General features: G+C 61.8%; 17 protein-coding genes and 1 riboswitch. Of the genes, 11 read left to right on the top strand and 6 right to left on the bottom strand.

All coding sequences use genetic code 11. The features are described from left to right. Positions 1-27: 27 nt before the first annotated feature. The 4 genes from HMPREF1255_RS06750 to HMPREF1255_RS06735 form a co-directional block, all read right to left on the bottom strand. Positions 28-1674 (bottom strand): L-lactate permease, encoded by a 1647-nt coding sequence (locus tag HMPREF1255_RS06750; protein ID WP_024111520.1) that lies wholly within the window; start codon positions 1672-1674, stop codon positions 28-30. A gap of 266 nt (positions 1675-1940) precedes the next feature. Next, positions 1941-3071 carry a dihydroorotate dehydrogenase-like protein gene (locus HMPREF1255_RS06745; RefSeq protein WP_024111322.1) on the bottom strand — a complete coding sequence of 377 codons (1131 nt, stop codon included), beginning with the start codon at positions 3069-3071 and terminating at the stop codon, positions 1941-1943. A 14-nt stretch (positions 3072-3085) separates the two neighbouring features. Further along, a complete protein-coding gene (gene nifJ, locus HMPREF1255_RS06740) occupies positions 3086-6679 on the bottom strand; it encodes a pyruvate:ferredoxin (flavodoxin) oxidoreductase (protein WP_036917590.1) in 3594 nt (1197 codons plus the stop codon). A gap of 84 nt (positions 6680-6763) precedes the next feature. After that, positions 6764-8407, bottom strand: a complete 1644-nt coding sequence (locus HMPREF1255_RS06735; RefSeq protein ID WP_036917469.1) for an NAD(P)-binding protein — start codon at positions 8405-8407, stop codon at positions 6764-6766. 349 nt (positions 8408-8756) lie between these two features. Here HMPREF1255_RS06735 and malQ point away from each other — a divergent pair, with 349 nt between their 5' ends. The 9 genes from malQ to HMPREF1255_RS09445 all read left to right on the top strand — a co-directional run bounded on the left by malQ (position 8757) and on the right by HMPREF1255_RS09445 (position 18606). Beyond that, positions 8757-10688 (top strand): 4-alpha-glucanotransferase, encoded by a 1932-nt coding sequence (malQ, locus tag HMPREF1255_RS06730; protein ID WP_024111575.1) that lies wholly within the window; start codon positions 8757-8759, stop codon positions 10686-10688. A 94-nt stretch (positions 10689-10782) separates the two neighbouring features. After that, positions 10783-10911: riboswitch (cobalamin riboswitch) on the top strand. A gap of 41 nt (positions 10912-10952) precedes the next feature. After that, positions 10953-11687 carry a precorrin-2 C(20)-methyltransferase gene (cobI, locus tag HMPREF1255_RS06725; RefSeq protein ID WP_024111420.1) on the top strand — a complete coding sequence of 245 codons (735 nt, stop codon included), beginning with the start codon at positions 10953-10955 and terminating at the stop codon, positions 11685-11687. Continuing rightward, a complete protein-coding gene (gene cobM / locus HMPREF1255_RS06720; RefSeq protein WP_024111501.1) occupies positions 11684-12499 on the top strand; it encodes a precorrin-4 C(11)-methyltransferase in 816 nt (271 codons plus the stop codon). Before cobI ends, cobM begins: the two co-directional genes overlap by 4 nt. A gap of 24 nt (positions 12500-12523) precedes the next feature. Beyond that, a complete protein-coding gene (gene cbiE, locus HMPREF1255_RS06715; protein WP_024111342.1) occupies positions 12524-13183 on the top strand; it encodes a precorrin-6y C5,15-methyltransferase (decarboxylating) subunit CbiE in 660 nt (219 codons plus the stop codon). A gap of 8 nt (positions 13184-13191) precedes the next feature. Next, positions 13192-14970 carry a precorrin-3B C(17)-methyltransferase gene (cobJ, locus tag HMPREF1255_RS06710; RefSeq protein WP_024111624.1) on the top strand — a complete coding sequence of 593 codons (1779 nt, stop codon included), beginning with the start codon at positions 13192-13194 and terminating at the stop codon, positions 14968-14970. 15 nt (positions 14971-14985) lie between these two features. Continuing rightward, complete coding sequence (locus HMPREF1255_RS06705; RefSeq protein WP_024111546.1) at positions 14986-16200, top strand: CbiX/SirB N-terminal domain-containing protein; 1215 nt, start codon at positions 14986-14988, stop codon at positions 16198-16200. Between the two features lie 4 nt (positions 16201-16204). Beyond that, the gene (gene cobF / locus HMPREF1255_RS06700; protein WP_036917587.1) at positions 16205-16972 is read left to right on the top strand and encodes a precorrin-6A synthase (deacetylating); all 768 of its coding nucleotides are present in this window, start codon (positions 16205-16207) and stop codon (positions 16970-16972) included. Between the two features lie 471 nt (positions 16973-17443). Continuing rightward, positions 17444-18199 (top strand): Rossmann-like domain-containing protein, encoded by a 756-nt coding sequence (locus HMPREF1255_RS06695; protein ID WP_024111446.1) that lies wholly within the window; start codon positions 17444-17446, stop codon positions 18197-18199. After that, complete coding sequence (locus tag HMPREF1255_RS09445; protein ID WP_024111606.1) at positions 18196-18606, top strand: hypothetical protein; 411 nt, start codon at positions 18196-18198, stop codon at positions 18604-18606. Before HMPREF1255_RS06695 ends, HMPREF1255_RS09445 begins: the two co-directional genes overlap by 4 nt. Positions 18607-18715: 109 nt before the next feature. On the opposite strand, the gene cobA is transcribed toward HMPREF1255_RS09445, so the two are convergent. Further along, on the bottom strand, positions 18716-19471 hold the full coding sequence (gene cobA, locus HMPREF1255_RS06685) for a uroporphyrinogen-III C-methyltransferase (RefSeq protein WP_024111494.1): 756 nt from the start codon (positions 19469-19471) through the stop codon (positions 18716-18718). Between the two features lie 80 nt (positions 19472-19551). Between cobA and cbiT the strand changes: the two genes are divergently transcribed. Then, positions 19552-20151, top strand: a complete 600-nt coding sequence (gene cbiT, locus HMPREF1255_RS06680) for a precorrin-6Y C5,15-methyltransferase (decarboxylating) subunit CbiT (RefSeq protein WP_024111394.1) — start codon at positions 19552-19554, stop codon at positions 20149-20151. After that, entirely contained in the window at positions 20148-21224 is a 1077-nt protein-coding gene (locus tag HMPREF1255_RS06675; RefSeq protein WP_024111318.1) for a S66 peptidase family protein, read from the top strand. The genes cbiT and HMPREF1255_RS06675 overlap by 4 nt, the downstream gene beginning before the upstream one ends. Here HMPREF1255_RS06675 and HMPREF1255_RS06670 read toward each other — a convergent pair. Then, positions 21221-22030, bottom strand: a complete 810-nt coding sequence (locus HMPREF1255_RS06670; protein ID WP_024111317.1) for an energy-coupling factor ABC transporter ATP-binding protein — start codon at positions 22028-22030, stop codon at positions 21221-21223. The two genes, HMPREF1255_RS06675 and HMPREF1255_RS06670, sit on opposite strands and share 4 nt — an antisense overlap. Positions 22031-22102 lie beyond the last annotated feature (72 nt).

Genomic DNA, 22102 nt, shown 5'->3' with positions numbered 1-22102 from the left:
CATTTACCTCCCTATATTTTTCAAAAATTAACCAACATTAGGAATCATCCAGCCCAGAACGGGCAGGGACTGCAGCCCGGCAAGCAGGCAGAGCACGACGAGCAGGCCAATGGCCCACGGAAGCGCCTTGCGCAACAGGACAGACTCTTCGCCCACCATGTTTACGCCGCCGGTGGCGATGGCCAGGGTTTGCGGGCTGATCATCTTGCCAACAGCACCGCCGACGGTGTTGGTGGCGACGAGCAGAGCGGGGTTGACGCCGATCTGCGTTGCAGCGGTGTGCTGCAGGTTGGCAAACAGCGCGGTTGCCGAGGTGCCCGAACCGGTGACGGCGGTGCCGATCCAGCCGAGGATCGGGGCCAGGAACGGGAAGACAGCGCCGGCGCCGGCAATCCAGGTGCCAATGGTCAGCGTCTGGCCGGACAGATTCATCACGTAGGCCAGCGCGAGCACCGAGCCGATGGTCAGGAACGTCCAGCGCAGCTTGTACAGCTGGGTGCTGAACACCTTGAAGATCTCCCCGAGGCTCATGCGGTAGCAAAGGCCGATAACGATGGCGGTGATCAGGAGGATCGTGCCCGGTGAACTAAGCCACGTGAACGAGTAGGTCGTGGACGAGGACGGGGTGCCGGTCGCGGTCATGACGAGGTTCTGCTCGCCATCCCACAGCAGCGGCCAATGAATCTTGATGTTGGTCGCGGCAAGGGCTTTCTTGACTACCGGAACCATCTGGGTGACGACGAAAACCACCACGATCAGCACGTACGGGAACAGCGCCCAGCCGATCTGCTTGCCGGTGACCTTCTCGGTGGTTTCCGGTGGTTCGCTGCCGGTGAGTCGCAACGCGGCCTCGTTTGTGCCGGCTGGCTTCCAGAACTTCAGCAGCAGGACGCCTGCGGCGAGGCTGATCAGCGCGGGAACCATGTTCACCAGCCCGGGCGACAGCACCTGAGCGGCACCCAGCGTGCAAACCGAGTAGGTCAGACCGACCACGAGGGCCAGCGGCCAGACCTGCTTCAGGCCCTTGGCGCCGTCCATGATGATCAGCAGGAGCAGCGGAACGATCCAGACCAGGACGCTGGTCTGGCGGCTAACTGTGATGGACAGCTGCTGGGCAGCCATGTCGGTGAGGTTTGCACCGGTGAGCAGTGGAGTCGCCATCGCGCCGTAGGGAACGGCAAAGGTGTTGCCGACCAGGACGGTGAGCGCCGCCTTCCAAGGCTTGAAGCCCACCGCGACGAGCATGACGCCACAGATCGCAACCGGGGCGCCGAAGCCCGCGAGGGCCTCGAGCAGCGCGCAGAAGCTGAACGCGATGAATATGCCCAGCACGCGCGGGTCGGGCGAGATGACATTGAACGTCTTCATCAGGTCGTCGTGGTGACCGGAGGCCACCGTCAACTCGAATAGGAAAATAGCGCACAGTACGATCCAGGTGATCGGGAAGACGCCGAATATGCCGCCCTCGAACGCCGAAGATATCGCCATGCCCGCGGGCATTTTGAACGCCAGGACGGCAACCAGCAGGGCAACGCCCACGCCAATAAGGCCAGCCCAGTGCGCCTTCATACGCAGCACGCCAAGTAGGAAGAACACTGCCAGTAGCGGCAACAGTGCCACTATCGCTGAAAGCCAAAGGCTGCCAAGCGGTGCGATGTCAGGTTGAAAAACCATAGATACCACCTATCAGGTTAGGTCTTTTCCGCCTCGAGATTGATCGCCTATTGATCCGCCTCGAGGACTACAAGAGTAAGTCCGAGGTTATAGATGAACGATACCTAAGTTGGCCTCAACAGGCTACAAAGGTATGCCTTTCACAGTATAAGCGCCTCACGACTACGCATGACACATGACTTCAGCTTTAGGAAAGTCTTTCCGCAAAAAAAGGGCAAAACCCGGTCGGGAACGCCCTTCCCGACCGGGTTTTTAAAAGGAAAAAATTACCTTCCGTACACCCGTTTTGCCTGCTCCAGGCCGGAGATGTATCCGGCACGGGCGTATGCGTCCGCCTCTTCACCGTGCGGCGACAAAAGCATCCCGCGAGCGGTGTCCAGATCTACCCTGCGCACCTCGAGCCAACGTCCCAGACCCTCGATGAGCTGGCTAGCGTAGGCAACGCCGTGACGCACGAGCGCCGCGGTGGTCATCACCACGTCCGCACCGGAAAGGATGTACTTGACGACGTCGTCGGACGTTTCGACTCCGCCGCTGCCCGCAAGCGAGCAGTCCACCTCGCCGCGCAGCGCGGAGATCCACGCCCTCGGCAGCTTGCCTTCGTTCGGAGTGCTCAGCTCGAAGCCGGGATGATATTCCAGCCTGTCCAGTTCGACGTCCGGGCCGAGCCAGCGGTTGAACAGCACTAGGCCGTCCGCGCCGGCGGCGCTCAGGCGCTTGGCGAGGTGACCGAAGCTCGAGAAATACGGCATCATCTTCATGGCGACGGGCACGTCAACCTGATTCTTAACCGATTCGAGGATGCGCAGCTGAGCGTCCTCGACCTCGCGCGGGTCGCGGACGCTTCCCGGCACGAAGTACACATTCAGCTCGATTGCCGAGGCACCGGCGTCGACCATGCGCTTGCTGATGTCGCTGGAGTCTCCCGAGATCGGGGTGTTCAGGCTGGCGATCAGCGGAACGTCGATCACCGAAGACGCCCGCTGAATCAGCTTTAGGTAGTTGTGCACCAGACCGGACTCGTTTGACGGCTCGGTCGGGAAGTAGCTAAGCGCCTCGGCAAAACTTTCTGCGTGCACCTCCATCTCGGCAGTCGCACGAGCCTGCTCGAGTTTGACCTGTTCCTCGAACAGCGAGAACAGCACCACTGCCCCGACGCCCGCATCAGCCATCGCCTGGATATCCTCGACGTGCTGGCTCAGCGGGCCGGCCGAAGCTACCAACGGTGCCGGTAGCTCCAGGCCCATGTAATTGGTGGTCAGATCGACGTCCGGCTTGACTGCCTGTTCCCGCACCTGCTCAGCCGGCAGCACCTGGTCGGTGGTGTTGTCGCCCAGTTCAGACTTGCGCCTGGCAGATTCCATTGCGGCCTTTAGCGCCTCTGGATCGAATGCCATCATCGTCTCCTTAATCATTCAGTGTCGGCTGATTTGCGGGCATCGCGGGAGAACATCTCCGGCGGACGCTGGGCAGCGGACTCGTATTCGGCGTATCTACGGATCACCTGTTCTTGGGCGATCTCCAGCAGGCGGTTCGCCTCTTCGGGGTCGGAGGCCTCGAGCATCTTGAAGCGCAGCTCCGTCTTGCGGTATTCGCGCAGCGGAATGCTCGGACGCATCGAGTCGAGCAGGAACGGGTTCTTACCTTCCTCGCGAAGCACCGGATTGAAGCGCATCAGCGGCCAGTGCCCCGAGGCGACGGCCTTATGTTGCTGCTCCAGGCCTTTGCGCAGGTTGTATCCGTGGCTGATGCAGTGGCTGTAGGCGATGATCAGGGACGGGCCGTCGTAGGCCTCCGCCTCTCGGAACGCCTTCAAGGTCTGCTCAGGGTCAGCACCCATCGCGACTCGAGCCACGTAAACGTGCCCATAAGCGACGGCCTGCATCGCCATGTCTTTCTTGCCGGTGGTTTTGCCTGCGGTTGCGAACTTGGCGACCGCACCAGTCGGGGTCGACTTAGACGCCTGACCACCCGTGTTCGAGTAGACCTCGGTGTCGAGCACCAGGATGTTGACGTTACGCCCGCTAGCCAGGACGTGGTCGACGCCAGCGGAACCAATGTCATATGCCCAACCGTCGCCACCGACGATCCAGACGGATCGACGCAGCAGGTTGTCTGCCACGGAAAGCAGGTCTTTGAGGTTGCGACGAGTGTCTTCTTCCAGCACTGGGCTGCACGACAGCTCTTCAAGCATCTTGACCAGACGCTGTTCGCGACGGTACTGGTTGCGCAGCTCGTGCATAGTGCGCTGCGGCGCGTAAAGCAGCTCGTCGACCAGCTGGTCGTCGTTAATCAGACCACGCACCTGCTCGAGCCTGGTGCGAGCCAGGTCAGTGTGCAGGTCGGCGGCGAGCCTCATGCCCAGGCCGAATTCGGCGTTGTCCTCGAACAGCGAGTTGCTCCAGGCCGGGCCGCGTCCGTCGTCGCCCTTCGCCCAAGGCGTGGTGGGCAGGTTGCCGCCGTAAATCGACGAACAACCGGTGGCGTTGGCCACCTGCAGACGGTCACCGAACAGCTGGGTGAGCAGCTTCAGGTACGGCGTCTCGCCACAGCCGGCGCACGCACCCGAGAATTCGAACAGCGGGGTCAGGAACTGGGTGCCGCGCACGGTACCGAAGTTCACGCGGCTGCGTCGCGGCCTGGGCAGCGACTCGAAGAACTTGACGTTCGCACGCTGCTCGTCGCGCTCCAGCACTGTCTCGAGGTTGATCGCCTTGCGGTCCGGCTTGCCGATGGGACGAACCGGGCAGGCCTCGACGCACAGGCCACAACCCGTGCAGTCCTCGGCGTAAACCTGCAGCGTGTAGCGAGTGTCGGGCAGACCTGCGGCGTTCAGCGGAATCGACTCGAAGCTATCGGGTGCGCCCTCCAGCTTCTCGGGCGAGTAGTACTTCGCGCGCAGCACGCCGTGCGGGCAGACGAACGCGCAGTTACCGCACTGGATGCAGTTCTCTTCGTCCCACACCGCGATGATGTCGGAGACGTTGCGCTTCTCGTACTGCGTCGTGCCGGACGGATAAGTGCCGTCCACCGGCAGCGCGCTGACGGGCAGCGAATCGCCATCGTCGACGAGCATCTTGGCGGTGACTTCCTTGACGAATTCAGGGGCGTTGTCGGGAACCGGCTTCAGGTAGCCCTTGTCGCTCGTCACCTGTGCAGGCACCTCAATCTTGTGCAGATGCTCAAGCGCCTTGTCGACGGCAGCGTGGTTCATGTCGACGATCTTCTGCGACTTACGCAGGTACGTCTTGGTGATCGAGTCCTTGATCTTCTTGATCGCCACATCGGGCTCGAGCACGCCGGAAATCGCGAAGTAGCAGGTCTGCAGCACGGTGTTCGTGCGGCCACCCAAGCCAACCGAACGGGCCACCTCGTTTGCGTTGATCGCGTACAGCTCGATGTCCAAGTCGATGATCTTGCGCTGCATCGGGGCAGGCAGGTGATCCCAAACCTGGTCGGTGTCGAACGGGCAGTTGATGAGCAGCACCGTGTTTTTGCGGGCGAAAGCCAGCACGTCGATGCGCTCCAGAATGCTCCAGTGGTGGCAGCCGATGAAGCCCGCCTTATTAACCAGGTATGGCGCCTTGATCGGGTCCGGCCCGAACCGCAGGTGGCTCGTGGTGCGCGAACCAGACTTCTTCGAGTCGTAGACGAAGTAGCCCTGCGCGTACGTGCCCGGCTCGGAACCGAGGATCTTGATGGTGTTCTTGTTGGCACCGACGGTGCCGTCGGAACCCATGCCGTAGAACACTGCTCGCTTAGTCTCGGCGTCTTCCAGGTCGATGCTCGGGTCGTAATCCAGCGAGAGCAGCGTCACGTCGTCGTTGATGCCGATGGTGAAGCGCGGACGCGGGTTCTCCTTGGCCAGCTCGTCGAAGATGCCGACGGCCATTGCCGGGGTGAAGTCCTTGCTGGACAAGCCGTAGCGGCCGCCGATGACGCGCGGCATCTGGTCACGCTCGCCCGCACTGACAGCTTGAGAAAGCGCGGTGTTGACGTCCAAAAACAGCGGCTCGCCCTCGGAGCCGGGCTCCTTGGTGCGGTCGAGAACGGCAACTTTGCGGACGCTCTTCGGCAGCTTTTCGACGATTTGCTCGCTCGGGAACGGACGGAACAAGCGCACGATCAGCATGCCGGTCTTGCGGCCGGACTCGTTGAGGCGTTGGACCGCCTGCTCCACTACTTCTGAGCCGGAACCCATGATGACGACGACCTCTTCGGCGTTCGGATCGCCAATGTAGTCGACCAGGTGGTACTGGCGTCCGGTCATCTCGGCGAACTCGTCCATTACCTCCTGGACGATCTTCGCGGCTTCGATGTAGTACTTGTTGGACGCTTCGCGGCCCTGGAAGTAAACGTCACCGTTCTGCGCGGTGCCCCTAATAAATGGGTGCGCCGGGCTCAACGCACGGGAGCGGTGTTCGCGCACCAGGTCGTCGGTGATCAGCTTGGCGAGCTGCTCGTCACTCAACTTGATGCAGGTGTTCAGCTCGTGGCTAGTGCGGAAGCCGTCGAAGAAGTGCAGGAACGGCACGCGAGAACGCATTGCGGCAGCCTGCGCGATCAGCGCATTGTCGTGGCACTCCTGAACCGAGTTGGAGGCCAGCATCGCCCAACCGGTTTGGCGCACGGCCATGACGTCTTGGTGATCGCCGAAGATCGACAGGCCCTGGGCCGCCAGCGAACGCGCGGCTACGTGCATAACGGTTGATGTCAGCTCGCCGGCGATCTTGTACATGTTCGGGATCATCAGCAGCAGACCCTGCGACGCGGTGAACGTCGTAGCCATGGCGCCAGCCTGCAGTGCGCCGTGGTAGGCACCTGCGGCGCCGCCCTCGGACTGCATCTCCATGACGTGCGGCACCTGGCCCCAGATGTTTGGTCGGTCCTTGGCCGACCACTCGTCGGCCAGCTCTGCCATCGGCGAGCTAGGCGTAATCGGGTAGATGGAGCAGAGCTCGTTGATGCGGAACGCTACGTCAGCGGTGGCGGTGTTGCCGTCCATGATGACGTAATCGGTGTTCGCGCTGGCAACCTCCGGCTGGCCGGTGTCCGGGTCTTCTTGGCCAATAGAATTTTTTACGCTCATTTAATTCTCCGGAATCATCTCGATGGCGTGCACCGGGCACTGCTCGTAGCAGGTTGCGCAGCCAGTACATTTGTCGTAGTCAAAGCGGTAACGGTGACCCTTGCCGAGCTTGATGACGGCGTCTTCGGGGCAGGAACCGAGGCAGCCGTCACACTCGAAGCAGTTACCGCAAGAAAGGCAGCGGCGGGCCTCGAAGTGCGCCTGCTCCTCGGTCAGGCTGCCGACGACCTCACCGAAGCCCATGCGTTCTTTGGTGCCAAGCTCGGGCTGAATGGTGCGCGGGTGGTCACCGAAATACCACAGGTGCAGGTCATCGAATTCGACGACGGGGTGCTTCACCTTGACGTAGCGGTCTTCGTTCTTCAGCCAGGCGTCGATCATCTTGGCGGCCTTCTTGCCGTGGCCGGTGCCAACAGTGACGGTTCGCTGACTTGGGACGGCGTCGCCACCGGCGAAGATGCCGGGCACGGAGGTCATCAGCGTGACGGGGTTCACCTTTAGGGTGTCGCCGTCGAAGTCGAGGCCGTCGATGTTGTGCAGGAACGCAGTGTCGGAAACCTGTCCGAGCGCCATGATGACGGTGTCCGCGGGCAGCTTCTCAAATTTGCCGGTGCCGTGCGGGCGGCCGTCCTCGTCGAGCTCCATGACCTCGACCATGACGTCGTCGGCCACCTCGCTGATGGTTCGCAACCAGTGCACCTGGACGCCCTCGCGTTCGGCCTCCTCGAGCTCCTCGCGGTGAGCAGGCATGTGCTCTTCGTTGCGTCGGTAGATGATGACGGCCTCTTCAGCGCCCATGCGACGGGCGGTACGGGCAGCGTCCATTGCGGTGTTACCGCCACCATAAACAGCGACCCGGCGACCGATCCTGGGTTTCTCGCCACTGGCCACATCACGCAGGAAGTCGACGGCGTCCACCATCTTTTCCGCATCCATGCTCGGAATATCGACGCGCTTGGACAGGTGAGCACCTACCGCGATAAACGACGCGTCGAAGTTGCCCGCGCTCTGCTCGGCCTGCAGGTCCGTTACGGTGTGGTTCAGGTGGATCTTGATGCCCAGGTTCTTGAGGCGCTCGACTTCGGCGTCGACAATCTCGCGAGGCAGACGGTAGGCCGGGATGCCGTAACGCATCATGCCACCGACCTTCTCACCGGAGTCGAAAATCTCGACCTCGTGGCCGAGCCTGGCCAGGTGGTAGGCGGCCGAAAGACCGGATGGGCCGGCACCGACGACCATCACTCGCTTACCCGTGTGCGTCACAGGCTTCTGGAACGTCCAGCCACGCTCGATGGCCAGGTCTCCCAGATAGCGCTCGACGGAATGGATAGAGACCGAAGAATCGAGGTCTGCACGGTTGCACGCGGTTTCGCAGGGGTGGTAGCAAACGCGTCCGTGAATGGCCGGGAAGGGGTTGTCGCGCACCAGCTGGCGCCACGCGGCCTCTTCTTTACCTTCTTTAATAAGGCGCAGCCACTCTTGGATGTTCTCGCCGGCGGGGCAGGCATTGTTACAAGGTGGCAGCAGGTCTACGTAAATCGGGATCTGCGTGCGAACTGGGCCGATTTTCGACGTGCCCAAAGCCAGGTCTGGAACCGCAGTCACGTCTGTGCGCTGCGTCACCTCGTTTGCAAGTTCACTCATTTTGCTCCGCTCTAAAACTTCTTCTGAAACCCCCTTGTTAGGCACTTTTGCAGGTGCGATGCGAGGGTCATCCAGCAGATTCAGAGTACACCGCTAGACAGACAGAAAATATAACTTGAGTAGCAGTTGCAGCAAGGGAAAACTATTACTTAGGTCTAGTGAACCTATAAACAAAACGGATTCATTTCCTATATTTCGGTTATGTAATCATCTAACAAGCAATTGTCTGCAATCATTCATTCGCCATAGGCAACAATTCCGACGATGACTTGCACACATATAGGTGAAGTTGCCAGAACTGATCTGAACTATGGCCAAGCTCAAACAGGTATTCATGTAGGATCGCCACGTGAATAACATTTCATCAGACCACGAAACCCGCGGCATATCGCATAGCGCCACCAGCGCAGACGACGCGCACCGCGGCGAGATCATGTCTCGCGTAGGCCGATATGGAGTAACCAGCGGTTACGTGAATACCAAAGGCGATTGGATCAAGACACCAACAAAGACGTTAGAGCTAGTCGCAAACAGGTTTGATACTTCCGTACCGCTAGACAACGAAAACGGCCCGCTGGTATGCAGCCCGGGTCGCTACCACCCAGAACTCTATGGAACGCTAATCCTAGAGAACGGGCATCACTACCGTGCCGAAGGCCTGGTGGACATGCCCGGATACCACATTCTTTACAACGACGCCGGCGTCCGCCGCTTCGTCATCTGCACGCCTGAAAAAATTCAGACCCCACAGCGTAGTTGGGGTTGGCAGATTCAGCTTTATTCGGCACGCTCCCGCTCTTCTTGGGGCATCGGTGATTTCCGCGACCTCGCGCTGATCTGCCGCATCGCCGCCATGCAGGGCGCGAGCTGCGTGCAGGTCTCGCCAGTCCACGCCATCGGCCCGACCGAGCACCCGCAGGCATCGCCATACTCGCCCGCGTCCAGGATCTTCCTGAACGTCCTACACATCGCACCGGGCGACGTCCTCGGCGCCGAGCATGTAGACCTGACCGACCTCGCGGAGGCAGGCTGCAAGCTAAACAAGGAACGCATGATCGACCGTGCAGCCGTCTGGAAGCTGAAGCGCGAGGCGCTGCTGCGCATCTGGAAGGCCGTCCGAAACGACCCGAACATCGAGCGAGACGCCTGGTTCGAGCAGTGGGGCAAGAAGCTTTCCGACTTCTCCACCTGGTCCGCCATCGCCGAAAAGTACGGCACCGACTGGCGCAAATGGCCGAAGGAATACCAGAATATTTCCTCCGACGCGGTTGCCGAATTCGTCAACGAGAACTCCGACCTCATCGATTTCCACAGCTGGATGCAGTGGGTTGCCCACGTCCAGTACGCTGCCGCTTGCCGCGAGGGTGTAGACGTCATCGCGGACCTGGCCGTTGGTTCCGACTCGGCCTCCCAAGACGCCTGGATCAATCAGGACATCCTCGAGTTCGACTTCGAGATCGGCGCTCCCCCGGATAGCCACAACATCGAGGGTCAGCGCTGGGGCTTGCCGCCGTTCAACCCGCAGAAGCTCGCGGAGGTGGATTTCAAGCCGTTCATCGATATGGTTCGCGCCACCCTGCGCGACGCCGGCGCGATGCGCATCGACCACGTCATGCAGCTCTGGCGCCTCTACTGGGTGCCGGTTTCCGGCAGCGCGGCCGACGGCGTCTACATCCACTACCCGGTGGACGCCATGCTTGCCATCATCAGGCTGGAATGCTACCGCCAGAACAGCTGGGTTGTTGGCGAGGACATGGGCACCGTAGCGGGCGGCGTGCGCGAGACGATGGAAGAAATCGGCATGCTGGGTAACCGCTCCGCAATGCGCACCCCGGTTCGCGAGTTCCCGACCCTGGGAGTGGGCACCAGCTCCACACACGACCAAGTGACGGTCGCCGGCCTAGCAACCGGTTTCGACGTCTCCGAGCTGAAGCGCATCGGCAAGAGCGCAGACTGGGCGCAGGTCGAGAGCACCCGCCAGGTGCTATGCGAGATGGCTCACGTCGACCCGACGAAGCCGCTCAACCAGATCACCCGCGACGACGTCCAGTCGATGATCATCGAGCGCTACCGGATGCTGCGCGACGCACCGAGCCGAGTCGTCCTGCTCAACCTGGACGATGCTGCCAGCGTCAAGGAGCGTCCGAATATGCCCGGCACCATCGACCAGTACCCGAACTGGCGCATCGCGCTGCCCCGCCCGGTGGACGACATCATGACGTCGTCGCTTGCCGACGAGCTGGTCAGCGTCATCGAGCAGGGACGCAAGCTAGATAAATAAGTTAGAAAAAGTATCGGGCCGCAAGATTCTTGCGGCCCGATACTTTTTGCCCCAAATTAACTCTTCATAAGGTTGGGAGTGGTTGGGATATCGCGCTAGGCTTGACGGAGTCGACACGAGTCGACGACGAGACGCTTGCGAAGCCGGTGAGAACCCGGCGCTGTCCCGCAACGGTATCTGCGCGCGGCGCGCAGTTAGCCCGGTCGCCAAGCCGATCGTCCCCACAGCGAAACACCCTCGAGGTTAGGGTGGCTAGGAGATTTAGTGAATTTTCCACGGCTACTTGGCATTGGCGTCGGCCCGGGGGATCCCGATTTAATTACTGTCAAAGCATTGAAGGCGCTGCGCAATTGCGACGTCATTCTTGTGCCATCCACCGAAGCTAGCGGCAGCAATGCCGGGCGCGCGGAGACCATCATCACGGCTGCTTCCCCCGAGATGGCCGAGAAGATCGTGCGCGTGCCGTTCACGATGAAAGACCCAACAGGCGTCACCACCCGCAGAATGACCAACTGGCAGACGTCCGCGGCCGTGGCCATCGAACAGTTCGAGGCGGGCGCCAAGCAGATCGGTTTCGCGACCATCGGCGACCCTTCTGTGTATTCCACGTTCAGCTATCTTGTTGCCAGCGTGCGCGAGAAGATAGAGGTTGAGGTGGAGGTCATCCCCGGCATCACGGCGATGCAGGCGCTCGCGGCCGCCTCGAAGACCCCGCTTTGCGAGGGCGACGAAGTGCTGGCGCTCGTGCCGCTGAAGAAAGGCATCGACCAGCTCGTCGAGGTTTCCGAGGTGGCCGACACCTGCGTGGTTTACAAGGCCGGACGCCACTTCGCCGCGCTGAAAGAGCACCTGAACGAGGTGGGCGAGGACGCCGTCGTCGGCAGCAATGTTGGGCTGCCCGAAGAAGAAATTTCATTGGTCAGCGAGCTGGATGAGGCGCCGTACTTCACCAGCGTTTTGTGGCCGCCGAAGCGCAACGGACTAGGAGAACGACTGTGACTGGCAAGGTAGTTTTCGTCGGTGCGGGCCCGGGTGCCCCCGACTTGATCACGGTGCGCGGCGCCGAGACCATCGCGAACGCGGACATCATCATTTGGGCGTCGTCGCTGGTTAACCCCGAGGTCGTCGCCCGCCACAAGGAGGGCGCAGAGCTGATTGATTCGGCCTCCGCGTCCCTGGAGGACATACTCCCCTACTACGAGCGCGCTCGCGACGAGGGTATTCTGGTTGCTCGCGTTCACACCGGAGACCCCTCCATATATGGCGCAACCGCAGAGCAGCGCCAGGTTCTCGACGAGATGGGCGTGCCCTACGAGACTATCCCGGGCGTATCCGCGTTTTCTGCTGCTGCGGCGATGAGCGACGTCGAGATCACCCTGCCCGAGGTTTCGCAGTCGCTTATCCTGACCCGTCTGGAGGGTGGCCGCACCCCGATGCCGCCGAAGGAAAATGTCCGCGACTTCGCCTCGCACGGCACGACGATGGCGCTTTACCTTTCGGCAGCACGTTCGAAACAACTCCAGGAGGAGTTACTGGCCGGCGGCTACCCCGAGGATACCCCGGTGATTATCGGCTACCAGGTCACCTGGCCCGACCAGTTCATGGTTCGCTGCAAGCTTTCCGAGCTCGAGTCGACTATGAAGGCCCACAAGCTGTGGAAGCACACGGTCATTTTGGTTGGCCCCGCCCTCAGTGAGGAGCGCATGGTTAAACGCTCGCACCTCTACCACCCCGGTTTCAGACACGAATACCGCCCTGCGGACCCGAAGGCCGCAGCGGATCTGCGCGATAAGGGCGCAGAGGCGCTCTGAGCCCGCCGCGCGAAAGGACAACACATGATTACCGTTTACGGATTCATCGCCGAGCCCTCCGAAGAGCTTCGTAGGGACGCCGCAGACGCCGACCTGGTGGTGGGCGGTAGGCGTCACCTGGACGCGCTAGGCGTCGAAGAGGACAAGCGCGTCGTGCTCGGACGCATCGCCCCGGCGATCGACGAGATGAAGAAGGACCTCAACCGAAAGATCGTCGTGGTTGCTTCCGGCGACCCGCTGTTTTACGGAGTCGTGCGACGCATCCGTGCCGCCGGCCTAAAGGTCCGGGTTGTGCCGGTCGTCACCAGCCTGCAGATGGCTTTCGCTGCCGTCGGGCTGCCGTGGGACGACGCCTTGCTGGTTTCCGCACACGGCAACGACCCGGTGCCCGCCTTCGACGCCTGCCGGCGGCACCCGAAGGTCGGCATTCTGACCGACCCGAAGAACACACTGCCACAGATCGTCGAGGCCACCGCGGGCTTGGGCAAGACCTACGTGCTGGCCGAGAAGCTTGGCAACGCCGATGAACAAATCCGCGTCATGAACGAGGCGGAGGCCCGAATGGTCACTGACATCACCTCGCCGAACGTCGTCCTGGTGCTCGACCACCACCCCGATGAGCCAGAAGCTCTCGGCGAACAACACCCCATCGTCGGTGGCTTCGACGCCGTACCGCAGATCTAGGAGAACAATTGAGCGACAAAATCATTGGCCAGGTAGCCACCTCGCCCGCAGCGCAGGCCCGGGCTGCCCAACTCGACGAGGTACTAGGCGAAACCAAGCACTACTTCGGCAAGTCCGGCGAAGGTCTGCGCACTGCTTGGGAAGAATGCGATCTGATCATCAGCCATCTGGCGCTCGGCGCGACCACCAGGCTGATCGCCGATCTGCTGAAGAGCAAGAAGACTGATCCGGCCGTCGTCGTGGTTGACGAGGCCGGGAAATTCGCTATTCCGCTGGTCGGCGGACACGTGGGCGGGGCGAACGAGCTGGCCCGCAAGATCGCCGAGGGCATCGGCGCGGTCGCAACCGTCACCACCGCAACCGATGGCAGGGACATCCCCGGACTGGACACGCTCGGCTGGGCCACCACTGGCGATCTCGCCGGCGTCACCCGTGGCATGTTGGACGGTGAGCCGGTCGAGCTGGTCCGGGGCGGCTGGCCGCTACCCGCGCTGCCCGAGAACGTCAACGAGCCTGGCGTTCCACGCGTCGAGCGTCGCGGCACCCACGTCAAGGAGCTGCCCGTTGCACCGGCCAAGTTCCGCATTTTGGTTACCGATTCCAACCAGGTCCCCGACGATCTGCCGACCGTGGCGATCCACCCGAAGTCGCTGGTGCTTGGCATGGGCTGCAACCGAGGCACCGACGTCGCCGAGATCCGCGAGCTAGCCACCCGAGTTCTTGAAGAAAACAACCTTTCACTGTCTTCAGTCACCGCGCTGACCAGCGTCGACGCCAAAGACGACGAGCAGGGCTTCATCGATTTCGCGGCCGAGCTGGGCGTGCCGTTCGTCACGTTCAGCGCCGACGAGCTAGCCAAGGTCGAGACGCCGAATCAGTCGCAGCACGCGCTCGAGGCGGTCGGCACCGGCTCGGTTTCGGAGGCCTCCGCGCTGTCCTACCTGCCCAGCCACGTCGCCGGCTCCGAGCTGATCATCGACAAGCAGAAGACCCCGAACGTCACCGTCGCGGTGGCCAGGCTCAAGCCGATGGGACGCCTGAGCGTCGTCGGCCTCGGCCCCGGTGCAGACGACCTGCTGACCCCGCGCGCCAAGAACACGCTTCGCGCCAGCGCGGTCGTCGTGGGTTACCGTCCGTATGTCGCGCAGATCCGCCACATGCTTCGCCCCGGCACCGACGTCATCTCAACCGGCATGGGCAGTGAAGAAGCACGCATCGCTATGGCCATCGAGAAAGCACGCGAGGGACGCGAAGTTTCCATCGTCTGCTCCGGCGACCCGGCGATCTACGCTATGGCCTCCCCCACCCTCGAGTTGGGTACCGAGGGCATCGACGTTAGCGTCGTGCCCGGCGTAACCGCTGAGCTGGCGGCATCGTCGATTCTGGGCGCGTTCCTCGGCCACGACCACGTCACCCTCTCGCTTTCCGACCTGCACACGTCGTGGGACAACATCGAGAAGCGACTCAAGGCGGCCTCCGAGGGCGACTTCGTCGTCGCGCTGTATAACCCCCGTAGCCATAAGCGAGTCGAGCACCTGCCGCGCGCGCTCGAAATCCTGGGCTGGAACCGGCCCGAAACCACGCCCGTCGCCGTCGTGCAGAACGCAACCCGGCCCGGCGAAAACTACCGCGTGGCGACGCTGGCAGACTTCGACCCCGAGTGGGTGGACATGCGCTCCATCGTGCTCGTCGGGTCGTCAACCACCCGACTGGTCAAGACGGGACGAAACAAGGAAGTTGTTGTCACGCCACGCGATTACAAGTGGCTCGAAGAAGAAACCAAATAACCGAAGGGAAGAACTATGACTGCACTAGTAATTGCAGCTCACGGAACTCGAATCGAAGAGGGCCAGCAGCAGTGCCGCGCGCTGATCGACCGCGTCCGCAGGATGCTGCCGGACGTCCGCGTTCTTGATTGCTACGTCGAGCTGGACGAGCCGACCATCGCCGAAGCCGTTACCGATGCGCTCGAAACCGACGCCGACAAGTCCGCTGTCGTCGTTCCGCTGATGATCGGCACCGGCAGCCACGTCGAGGAGGACATTCCTGAGGGCTTCGGTGCTGGCATCGAGACCGTGGCCGGTTCGCGCGTCACTTATGCGCCGCATCTTGGGCCGGATCCGAGGATGATCTCCGCTGTCTGCCAGCGCATTTCCGCTGCCGCAGCCGACTGGTCTGACGACGAAATCAGCGTTGTGTTCCTTGGCCGCGGCACCAGTCTGACTACGCCAAACGCCGATCACGCGCGCCTTGGCCGCGTCCTGCTGGAGAAGGGCGGCTACGCCGACCTGACTAACGCCTATATTCAAGTGACGCACCCGAACCTGACCGAGGGCCTACAGCAGGCCTACGACAAGGGCGGACGCAAGATCGTCGTCATGCCGCACTTCCTGTTCCACGGCCGGCTAGAAAACTGGACCCACAAGCAGGCTAACGAGTGGGTCGCCGCTCACCCCGACGCCGAGGTTCGCGTTGCCGACGTCATCGGCGATTGTGATGAGCTGGCCCAGGTTGTCGTCGATCGGTTCCGCGACGCATCCGGCAAGCTCTCCGACCACGGCGCCCCACAGGTCTACCTGGCCGGCCTGGTTCTTGCCGGACGCAAAGTGGTTCTGGCCGGTGGCGGCCACGTCGCCGCCCGCCGCATCGAGAAGCTGATTGATTCCGGCGCTGACATCACCGTCGTCGCACCATCTTTCGACGAGCGAATCAAGTCTCTCGGCGAGCTGGGCAAGCTGAAGCTCGTCGAACGCGAGGTAACCGAGGCGGATCTGGACGACGCCTGGTACGCCATGGCGCTCACAAACAAGCCCGAGGTAAACGAGCAGGTTGCGGCCTGGGCGGAGGCTCGACGCGTGTTCTGCGTCCGCGGCGACGACGCCAGCGGCGGCACCGCCTGGACCCCGGCCACCGGCGCCGCTAACGGCCTGCTGGTGGGTGTCGTGGGCGGCCAAGATCCGCACCGCACCGCGCACGCCCGCACGGCATCCGTGGCGACAATTCGTCGCGAGTTCTAAAAAAATTGGAGCGGTAGTGAAGAAAATCAGTTTGATCGGCATCGGCTCCGGCGACCCGGACTGGGTGACGCAGGCAGCCGTGAAGGCCATCGAGGAGCTGGACGTGCTCTTCGTCGTCATCAAGGAGAACAATCTGGACGAGCTGGTGGACATCCGCAAGCACATCCTTGCCGAGCACCGGACGACGCCGATCAAACTGGTTGAGCTACAAGACCCACCGCGCCCATGGCAGACCACGCCCGACTACAAAAAGGCCGTGGCCACTTGGCGAGCGCAGCGCTTGGAAAGCTGGTCGAAGGCCGTCGACGAGAACCTCCCCGACGGTCAGGTTGGCGGCTTCCTGGTGTGGGGCGACCCGAGCCTCTACGAGTCGACGCTGGCCATCGTCAAGCGCATGATCGCGGCCTCCGATGATGACTTCGAGCTGAACGTCATTCCCGGCATCAGTTGCGTCCTGGCGTTGGCGGCCGCGTTCCAGATTCCGCTGAACAGACAGGGCAAGTCGGTTTCGATCTCCCCTGCTCGCCCTCTTGCCAAGGGCATCCCCGATTACATCGACGACGTCGTAGTGATGCTCGACGGCAAACAGACGTTCAGCCTGATCGACCCCGAAGGTTTCGACATTTATTGGGCCGCCTACCTCGGCACGCCCGACCAGATCCTGATCTCCGGCGACCTGGCGACCGTGCGCGACGAGATCCTCGCCACCCGCAAAGCCGCCGCCGAACGCAAAGGCTGGATGTTCGACACCTACCTTCTTCGACGTCGATAGCCGCAAGTTTTCAATCAACCGGGACCTGTAAATCTGGTCCCGGTTTTTTAGTTTCGCGGTAACCGGCCTGGCTGGGTACCGTAGTTTAATGGCTGGCCTGGCTACCCCTTACGCCGTCGAAAAATAGCGGGAACAAAAAAATTCGTACTCGGACCTTTTGGTTCCTTTTAATTTCCGACGCATTAGAGAGAACCGAAAAGCTCGTACTCGGACCTTTTGGTTCCCGCTAACTTGAGAAGATTTAGCGGGTGCATAAAAGCTCGAATACGGACTTTTCCGTCCCTGCTGTTTCTGGTGACGTGGTGGTTTACCTGGATGGTTCCTGATGGCTACCCAAACCCGATGTGACGCGGTGGTTAGTCTGGTAGCTTCTCGGCGGTTGTAGGATTCGGGTCTTTGCGTCACAGGCGACGTAAAGACCCGAATTCTGTAACCGTCGAACATGAGCTTCAGGTGGGATAGGTTGGTCTCGTGAACCGCTGGTACCTTTACGACGAGTTGATCGCAGGAATCGCTACGGACGAAACGGTCCGGGAATATTCGGTCGGGCCTAGCTGGACGTATGTGAGAACAGAGTCGAGTATTGGTCTTGCGATGACGCAAGACAGCCCCACCAGGCCTGGGGTCTGCGAGAAGTCCGACCTCGTCGGGATGCCTCTCGGCGAGGCTGCAGAACTGGTGAAGAGCTGGCATAGCCGCGAGGCCGCGTTCGGGATGGCAGCGATTAACGCGTTCTACAACAACCCAGCCCAGAGTCAAGAAATAGCTGTGGGTTCTCGGGTGGAGACGGTGGCTGACGTCGATTCGTTCGAGCTGTACCGTCCGGAATTGGCTGGCAAGAAGGTGGCTGTAATCGGGCGCTTCCCCGGCATTGAGGAGCGCCTGGATAACTGCGAGTTGGCGGTCATCGAGCGTCAGCCTAGGCGCGGCGATTACCCCGATTCGGCGTGCGAATACCTGCTGCCAGAGGCGGATTACGTGTTCGCTACGGGCAGCACTTTTGTCAATAGGACGGCGACCAGGCTGCTCGAGTTAGGCAGGAATGCCAAGTTCGTGTTCGTGGGGCCGTCTACTCCGCTGGCGAGCTGTTTGTTCGGCCACGGTGTTTTCGGGCTGTGCGGCTTCGTCTCGACGGATCCGAAAAGCACGCAGCTTTCGATGCGTGGGGTCGGCGCGGCCAAAAGATTCGGCGAGGCCACGATGATCAATTTGAGGAGAAAGAAATGACGATTCGGGTTCCGGTTGAAGAGTTGGGCGTCCAGCTGGCTAAGTACGGCATTGGCACGCTGATCCCTGCGAAGCTGACGGATTACGCCAGGGTGCACACCGTCGTCGCACGGATGGACGGCGACCGGGTGATCGTGCCGGCGTCGATGGCCAGGAATGCGGCCAAGGTTTTGGACGCAGACCGCCGTGTGACGCTGGTGTTTTCGCCGTACAATCCGCGCGGCTACACGCTGCTGATTGACGGCCTGGCCACGATGATCGAAGACCCGCAGCCCGCCGAAGATTGGCAGATTGCGGGGCCGCACCGCCCGGAGACGGTGCACGTCGATGCCCAGCCTGGCTATCTGGCGATCGAGGTGGAGTCCGCCATGCTGCACAGGCCCCACGAGCTCTCGCCGAAGGAATAAACAACGGGAACGGAAAAGCCCGTAGTCGAGCTTTTTCGTTCCCGTTAATTCGTTTTCGGTTATCCGGAACCAAATGGTTCGACGTCGAACCTTTTCGTGCCCGGTATCGCTAGATCTTCAGGTCTAGGCCAGCGACCGCGCCAATGATGGTGATGGACGGCGGGGTCACCGCCTCACGGGTAGCCACGTTTACTATCTCGTCGACGCGGGCACGAATCGTGTGCTGCTTATCGGTGGCGGCCGACGAAACCACAGCGGCGGGGGTGTCCGGAGCCAGGCCGCTGTCCAGCAGCTTCTTGACGATGTCTGGCAGGTATTTCACGCCCATCAGGATCACGATGGTGGTGTTGGTCTTGGCGAGCGCAGACCAGTTGACGGTGCAGCGCTCGTCGTCGGGACGCACGTGGCCGGCAACGATGGTGACGCCCTGCGAAAGCCCACGGTGCGTGACGGGGATGCCCGCCAGCTCGGGGGCCGCCACGGACGAAGTGACGCCAGGAATGACCTTGACCGGCACCCCAGCCTCGGCGAGCGCAATAGCCTCCTCGCCGCCGCGTCCAAAAACGAACGAGTCGCCGCCCTTGAACCGCACCACACGCTTGCCGTCGCGGGCGTAGTCGATGAGCATCTGGTTGGTGGTCTCCTGCGGGGTGTGGGCGCCGCGCGGAATCTTGCCAACGTTGACGCATTCGGCGTCGAGGCCATCCAACAGAGCAGTGGGCGCGAGCCTGTCGTAGAGGATGACGTCGGCACCCAGCAGCGCGCGCATGCCAGCGACGGTGATCAGCTCTGGGTCGCCGGGGCCGCCCCCAACTAGCACTACGGTGCCGGGTTCGATAACAGCGGGTTCAATGGCACTCGACATTAGTTCTCTCCTTAAAAACCTTGAGCCTCCATTATTGCCGAATAGCTTGCAATTATGAACTTTGCAGTAGCCTGTTTTTTGTGATTCGCGAACCGCAGCTTTCGATCGAAGAGATAGATGCCTTGGGCATCGTCCCCGGCTTGCCCGATGAGGCGTTCGAGCACGACGGCCTGATCACCAAACGGCACCAGCGCGCCACCGCGTTCGCGTTCCTGCGTCCGGCACCCGGCAAGTTGATGTGGGACGTCGGCACGGGCTCCGGAGCCATGGCTATCGAGTGGTGCCGCGCGGCCAAGGATGCACGCGCGATCGGCGTCGAGCAGAAGCCCGAGCGGGCCGCCAGGGCAAGACGCAACGGCGAACGCTTGGCTCCCGGCCACTTCGAGGTCGTGGAGGGCCCTGCTGACGTGGTCATTGATACGCTGCCCGCTCCGGACGCCATCTTCATCGGCGGCGGCGCCAGCCAGAAGGTGGTCGAGGGCTGTTGGGACGCGCTCGCAGAGGACGGCCGCCTGGTGGTGCACGCCGTCACCGTCGAAACCGAGGTTGTGCTCGCCAACATGAACGAGTCCCACGGCGGCCAACTGTCGCGCATCAGCGTCGAAATCTCCAACCCGCTGGGTTCGTTTAGGGGCTTCGTGCCGTATCGTCCTGTGACGCAGTGGGCAGTGCAGAAATGATTGATTACACAGCGGCGGCTCCGCGCGCAAAGGGACTACCGAAACCGGCACCGAAGGCCCAGCCGGGCCAGAAGATCGCGGTGGTTTCGCCGTCTTTTGCGGCCCCCGGCTACGGCCCCGAGGTCCACGAACAAGCCATGCATCGCCTGGTCGAGCTGACGGGCTTGGAGGTTAAGGAATACCCGACTACCCGAGTCATCGGGTCGTCGCCGCAAGATCGAGCCCGCGACCTGAACGACGCATTCGCCGACCCCGAGATCGGTGCGGTCATGGCAACCATCGGCGGCAGCGACCAGATCACGGTGATACCTCACGTAGACCAAAGCCTGATCGCGTCCAGCCCGAAACCCTTCATCGGTTATTCCGACAACACCCACCTGCACAACCTGTTGTGGAATCTGGGCGTTTGCAGCTTTTACGGCGGCTCGACCCAGGTGCATATCGGCGCCGGCCCAGCCATCGACGATGTGCACGCGGCTAGCCTACTCGCGGCCGTGCGCGACGGCGGCGAGCTAGAACTCACCAATCCCCCGCTTAGCGAAGACTACGGATTCGACTGGAAAGAAGAGCGCTCGTTGACCGAAACGGGCGTGCGCAGGCCTGCGGAGCCGTGGACTTGGTCCGGTCCCACCAAAACCGTTGCGGCGCAGACTTGGGGCGGTTGCGTCCAGGTTATTCAAGAGATCATCTGGGCCGGGCGCTTCACAAATTTTGACCTGCTAGACGGCAAGATCCTGATTTTGGAGGGTTCGGAAGACATCATCGAACCCATCGCATACGCCGACTTCATGAGGGCGATTGGCGAACGCGGATTGCTGTCCCGGATCGCCGGCCTGGTGGTTTCCCGTTTCCCCGCGACGAGCTTCACCTTCAACCCCAGCGAGGAAGATCAGGCGGCGTACCGCCGTTCCATTCGAGACATCAGCCACGGCGTCATGGAAAAGTACGGCCCGCAGGCCGTGGTCTGCGTCGGCCCACCCTTCGGGCACACCCGTCCGCAGTGGATCGTGCCGTACGGCGGAAAGATGCGCATGGATCGCGCTTCAGAAAAATTGTTCGCTAGCTACGACTAGCTACGTCGCCAGGCTTCTAGCGCAGCGACCATCTCGTCCATGTCGACTGGCCTGCTGCCAAGCTCTAGACGGCGAGATAATTGAAGTTGCCAGGGCTGCAGCAGATGCGCGCGGTTTAGCAATTCGTGATCGGAGAGCATGTCGACGATCGGCCCCTGATGGATCTTGCCTTCACAAACGATTGCTGCCTCGTCGGCCCAGGCAAGCGCAAAATCCACCTCATGGGTAGCCAGAACAATAGAAGTGCCAAGGGCGTGCAGCCTGCTCAACAGGTCGCGGATCTGCTCGATACCCACACGGTCTAGACCCGCGGTTGGCTCGTCCAACAGCAGGACGTCCGGGCGCATCGCCACCGCGCCCGCAATAGTGACGCGCTTTCGCTCGCCGTAGCTGAGCTGATGCGTGGGACGCTTGGCAAGATGCTCGATGCCGAGCTCCTCAACCACCTCGTTCACCCTGGCCAGCGCCTCATCCTCGCTTAGCCCGAGGTTGAGGGGGCCGAAAGCGATGTCCTGGGTGACGTCCGCGGAGAAAAGTTGATCGTCCGGGTCTTGAAGCACCATCTGCACCTTGCGACGGTGGTCGCGCAGCGCGTTCTTGCCGTACTTCAACACCTGACCGTCGAGCTTGACCGCGCCAGAATCTGGCTTGTGAGCGCCGGTCAGGCAACGCATCAGGGTCGTCTTTCCGCAGCCGTTGGCGCCGAGCAGCGCGACCCGGCAGCCGGACTCGAAGTGAACGTTCGCCTCGTCCAAAACGCGACGTCCGTTCAGGTATGAAGCGATCAAATTCTCTGCCGCTAACACGTTACTTCTCCTAGAGCAGATCGATCGGCTGGAATGACGCCCGCAGCATGACGAGTCAGACCAATCCAGGAG

It is taken from the genome of Propionimicrobium sp. BV2F7, from assembly GCF_000510445.1.
Taxonomy (GTDB): Bacteria; Actinomycetota; Actinomycetes; order Propionibacteriales; family Propionibacteriaceae; genus Propionimicrobium; species Propionimicrobium lymphophilum.
Note: the sequence above shows the minus strand (reverse complement) of the source record. Positions and strands in the feature narration are given on the sequence as shown.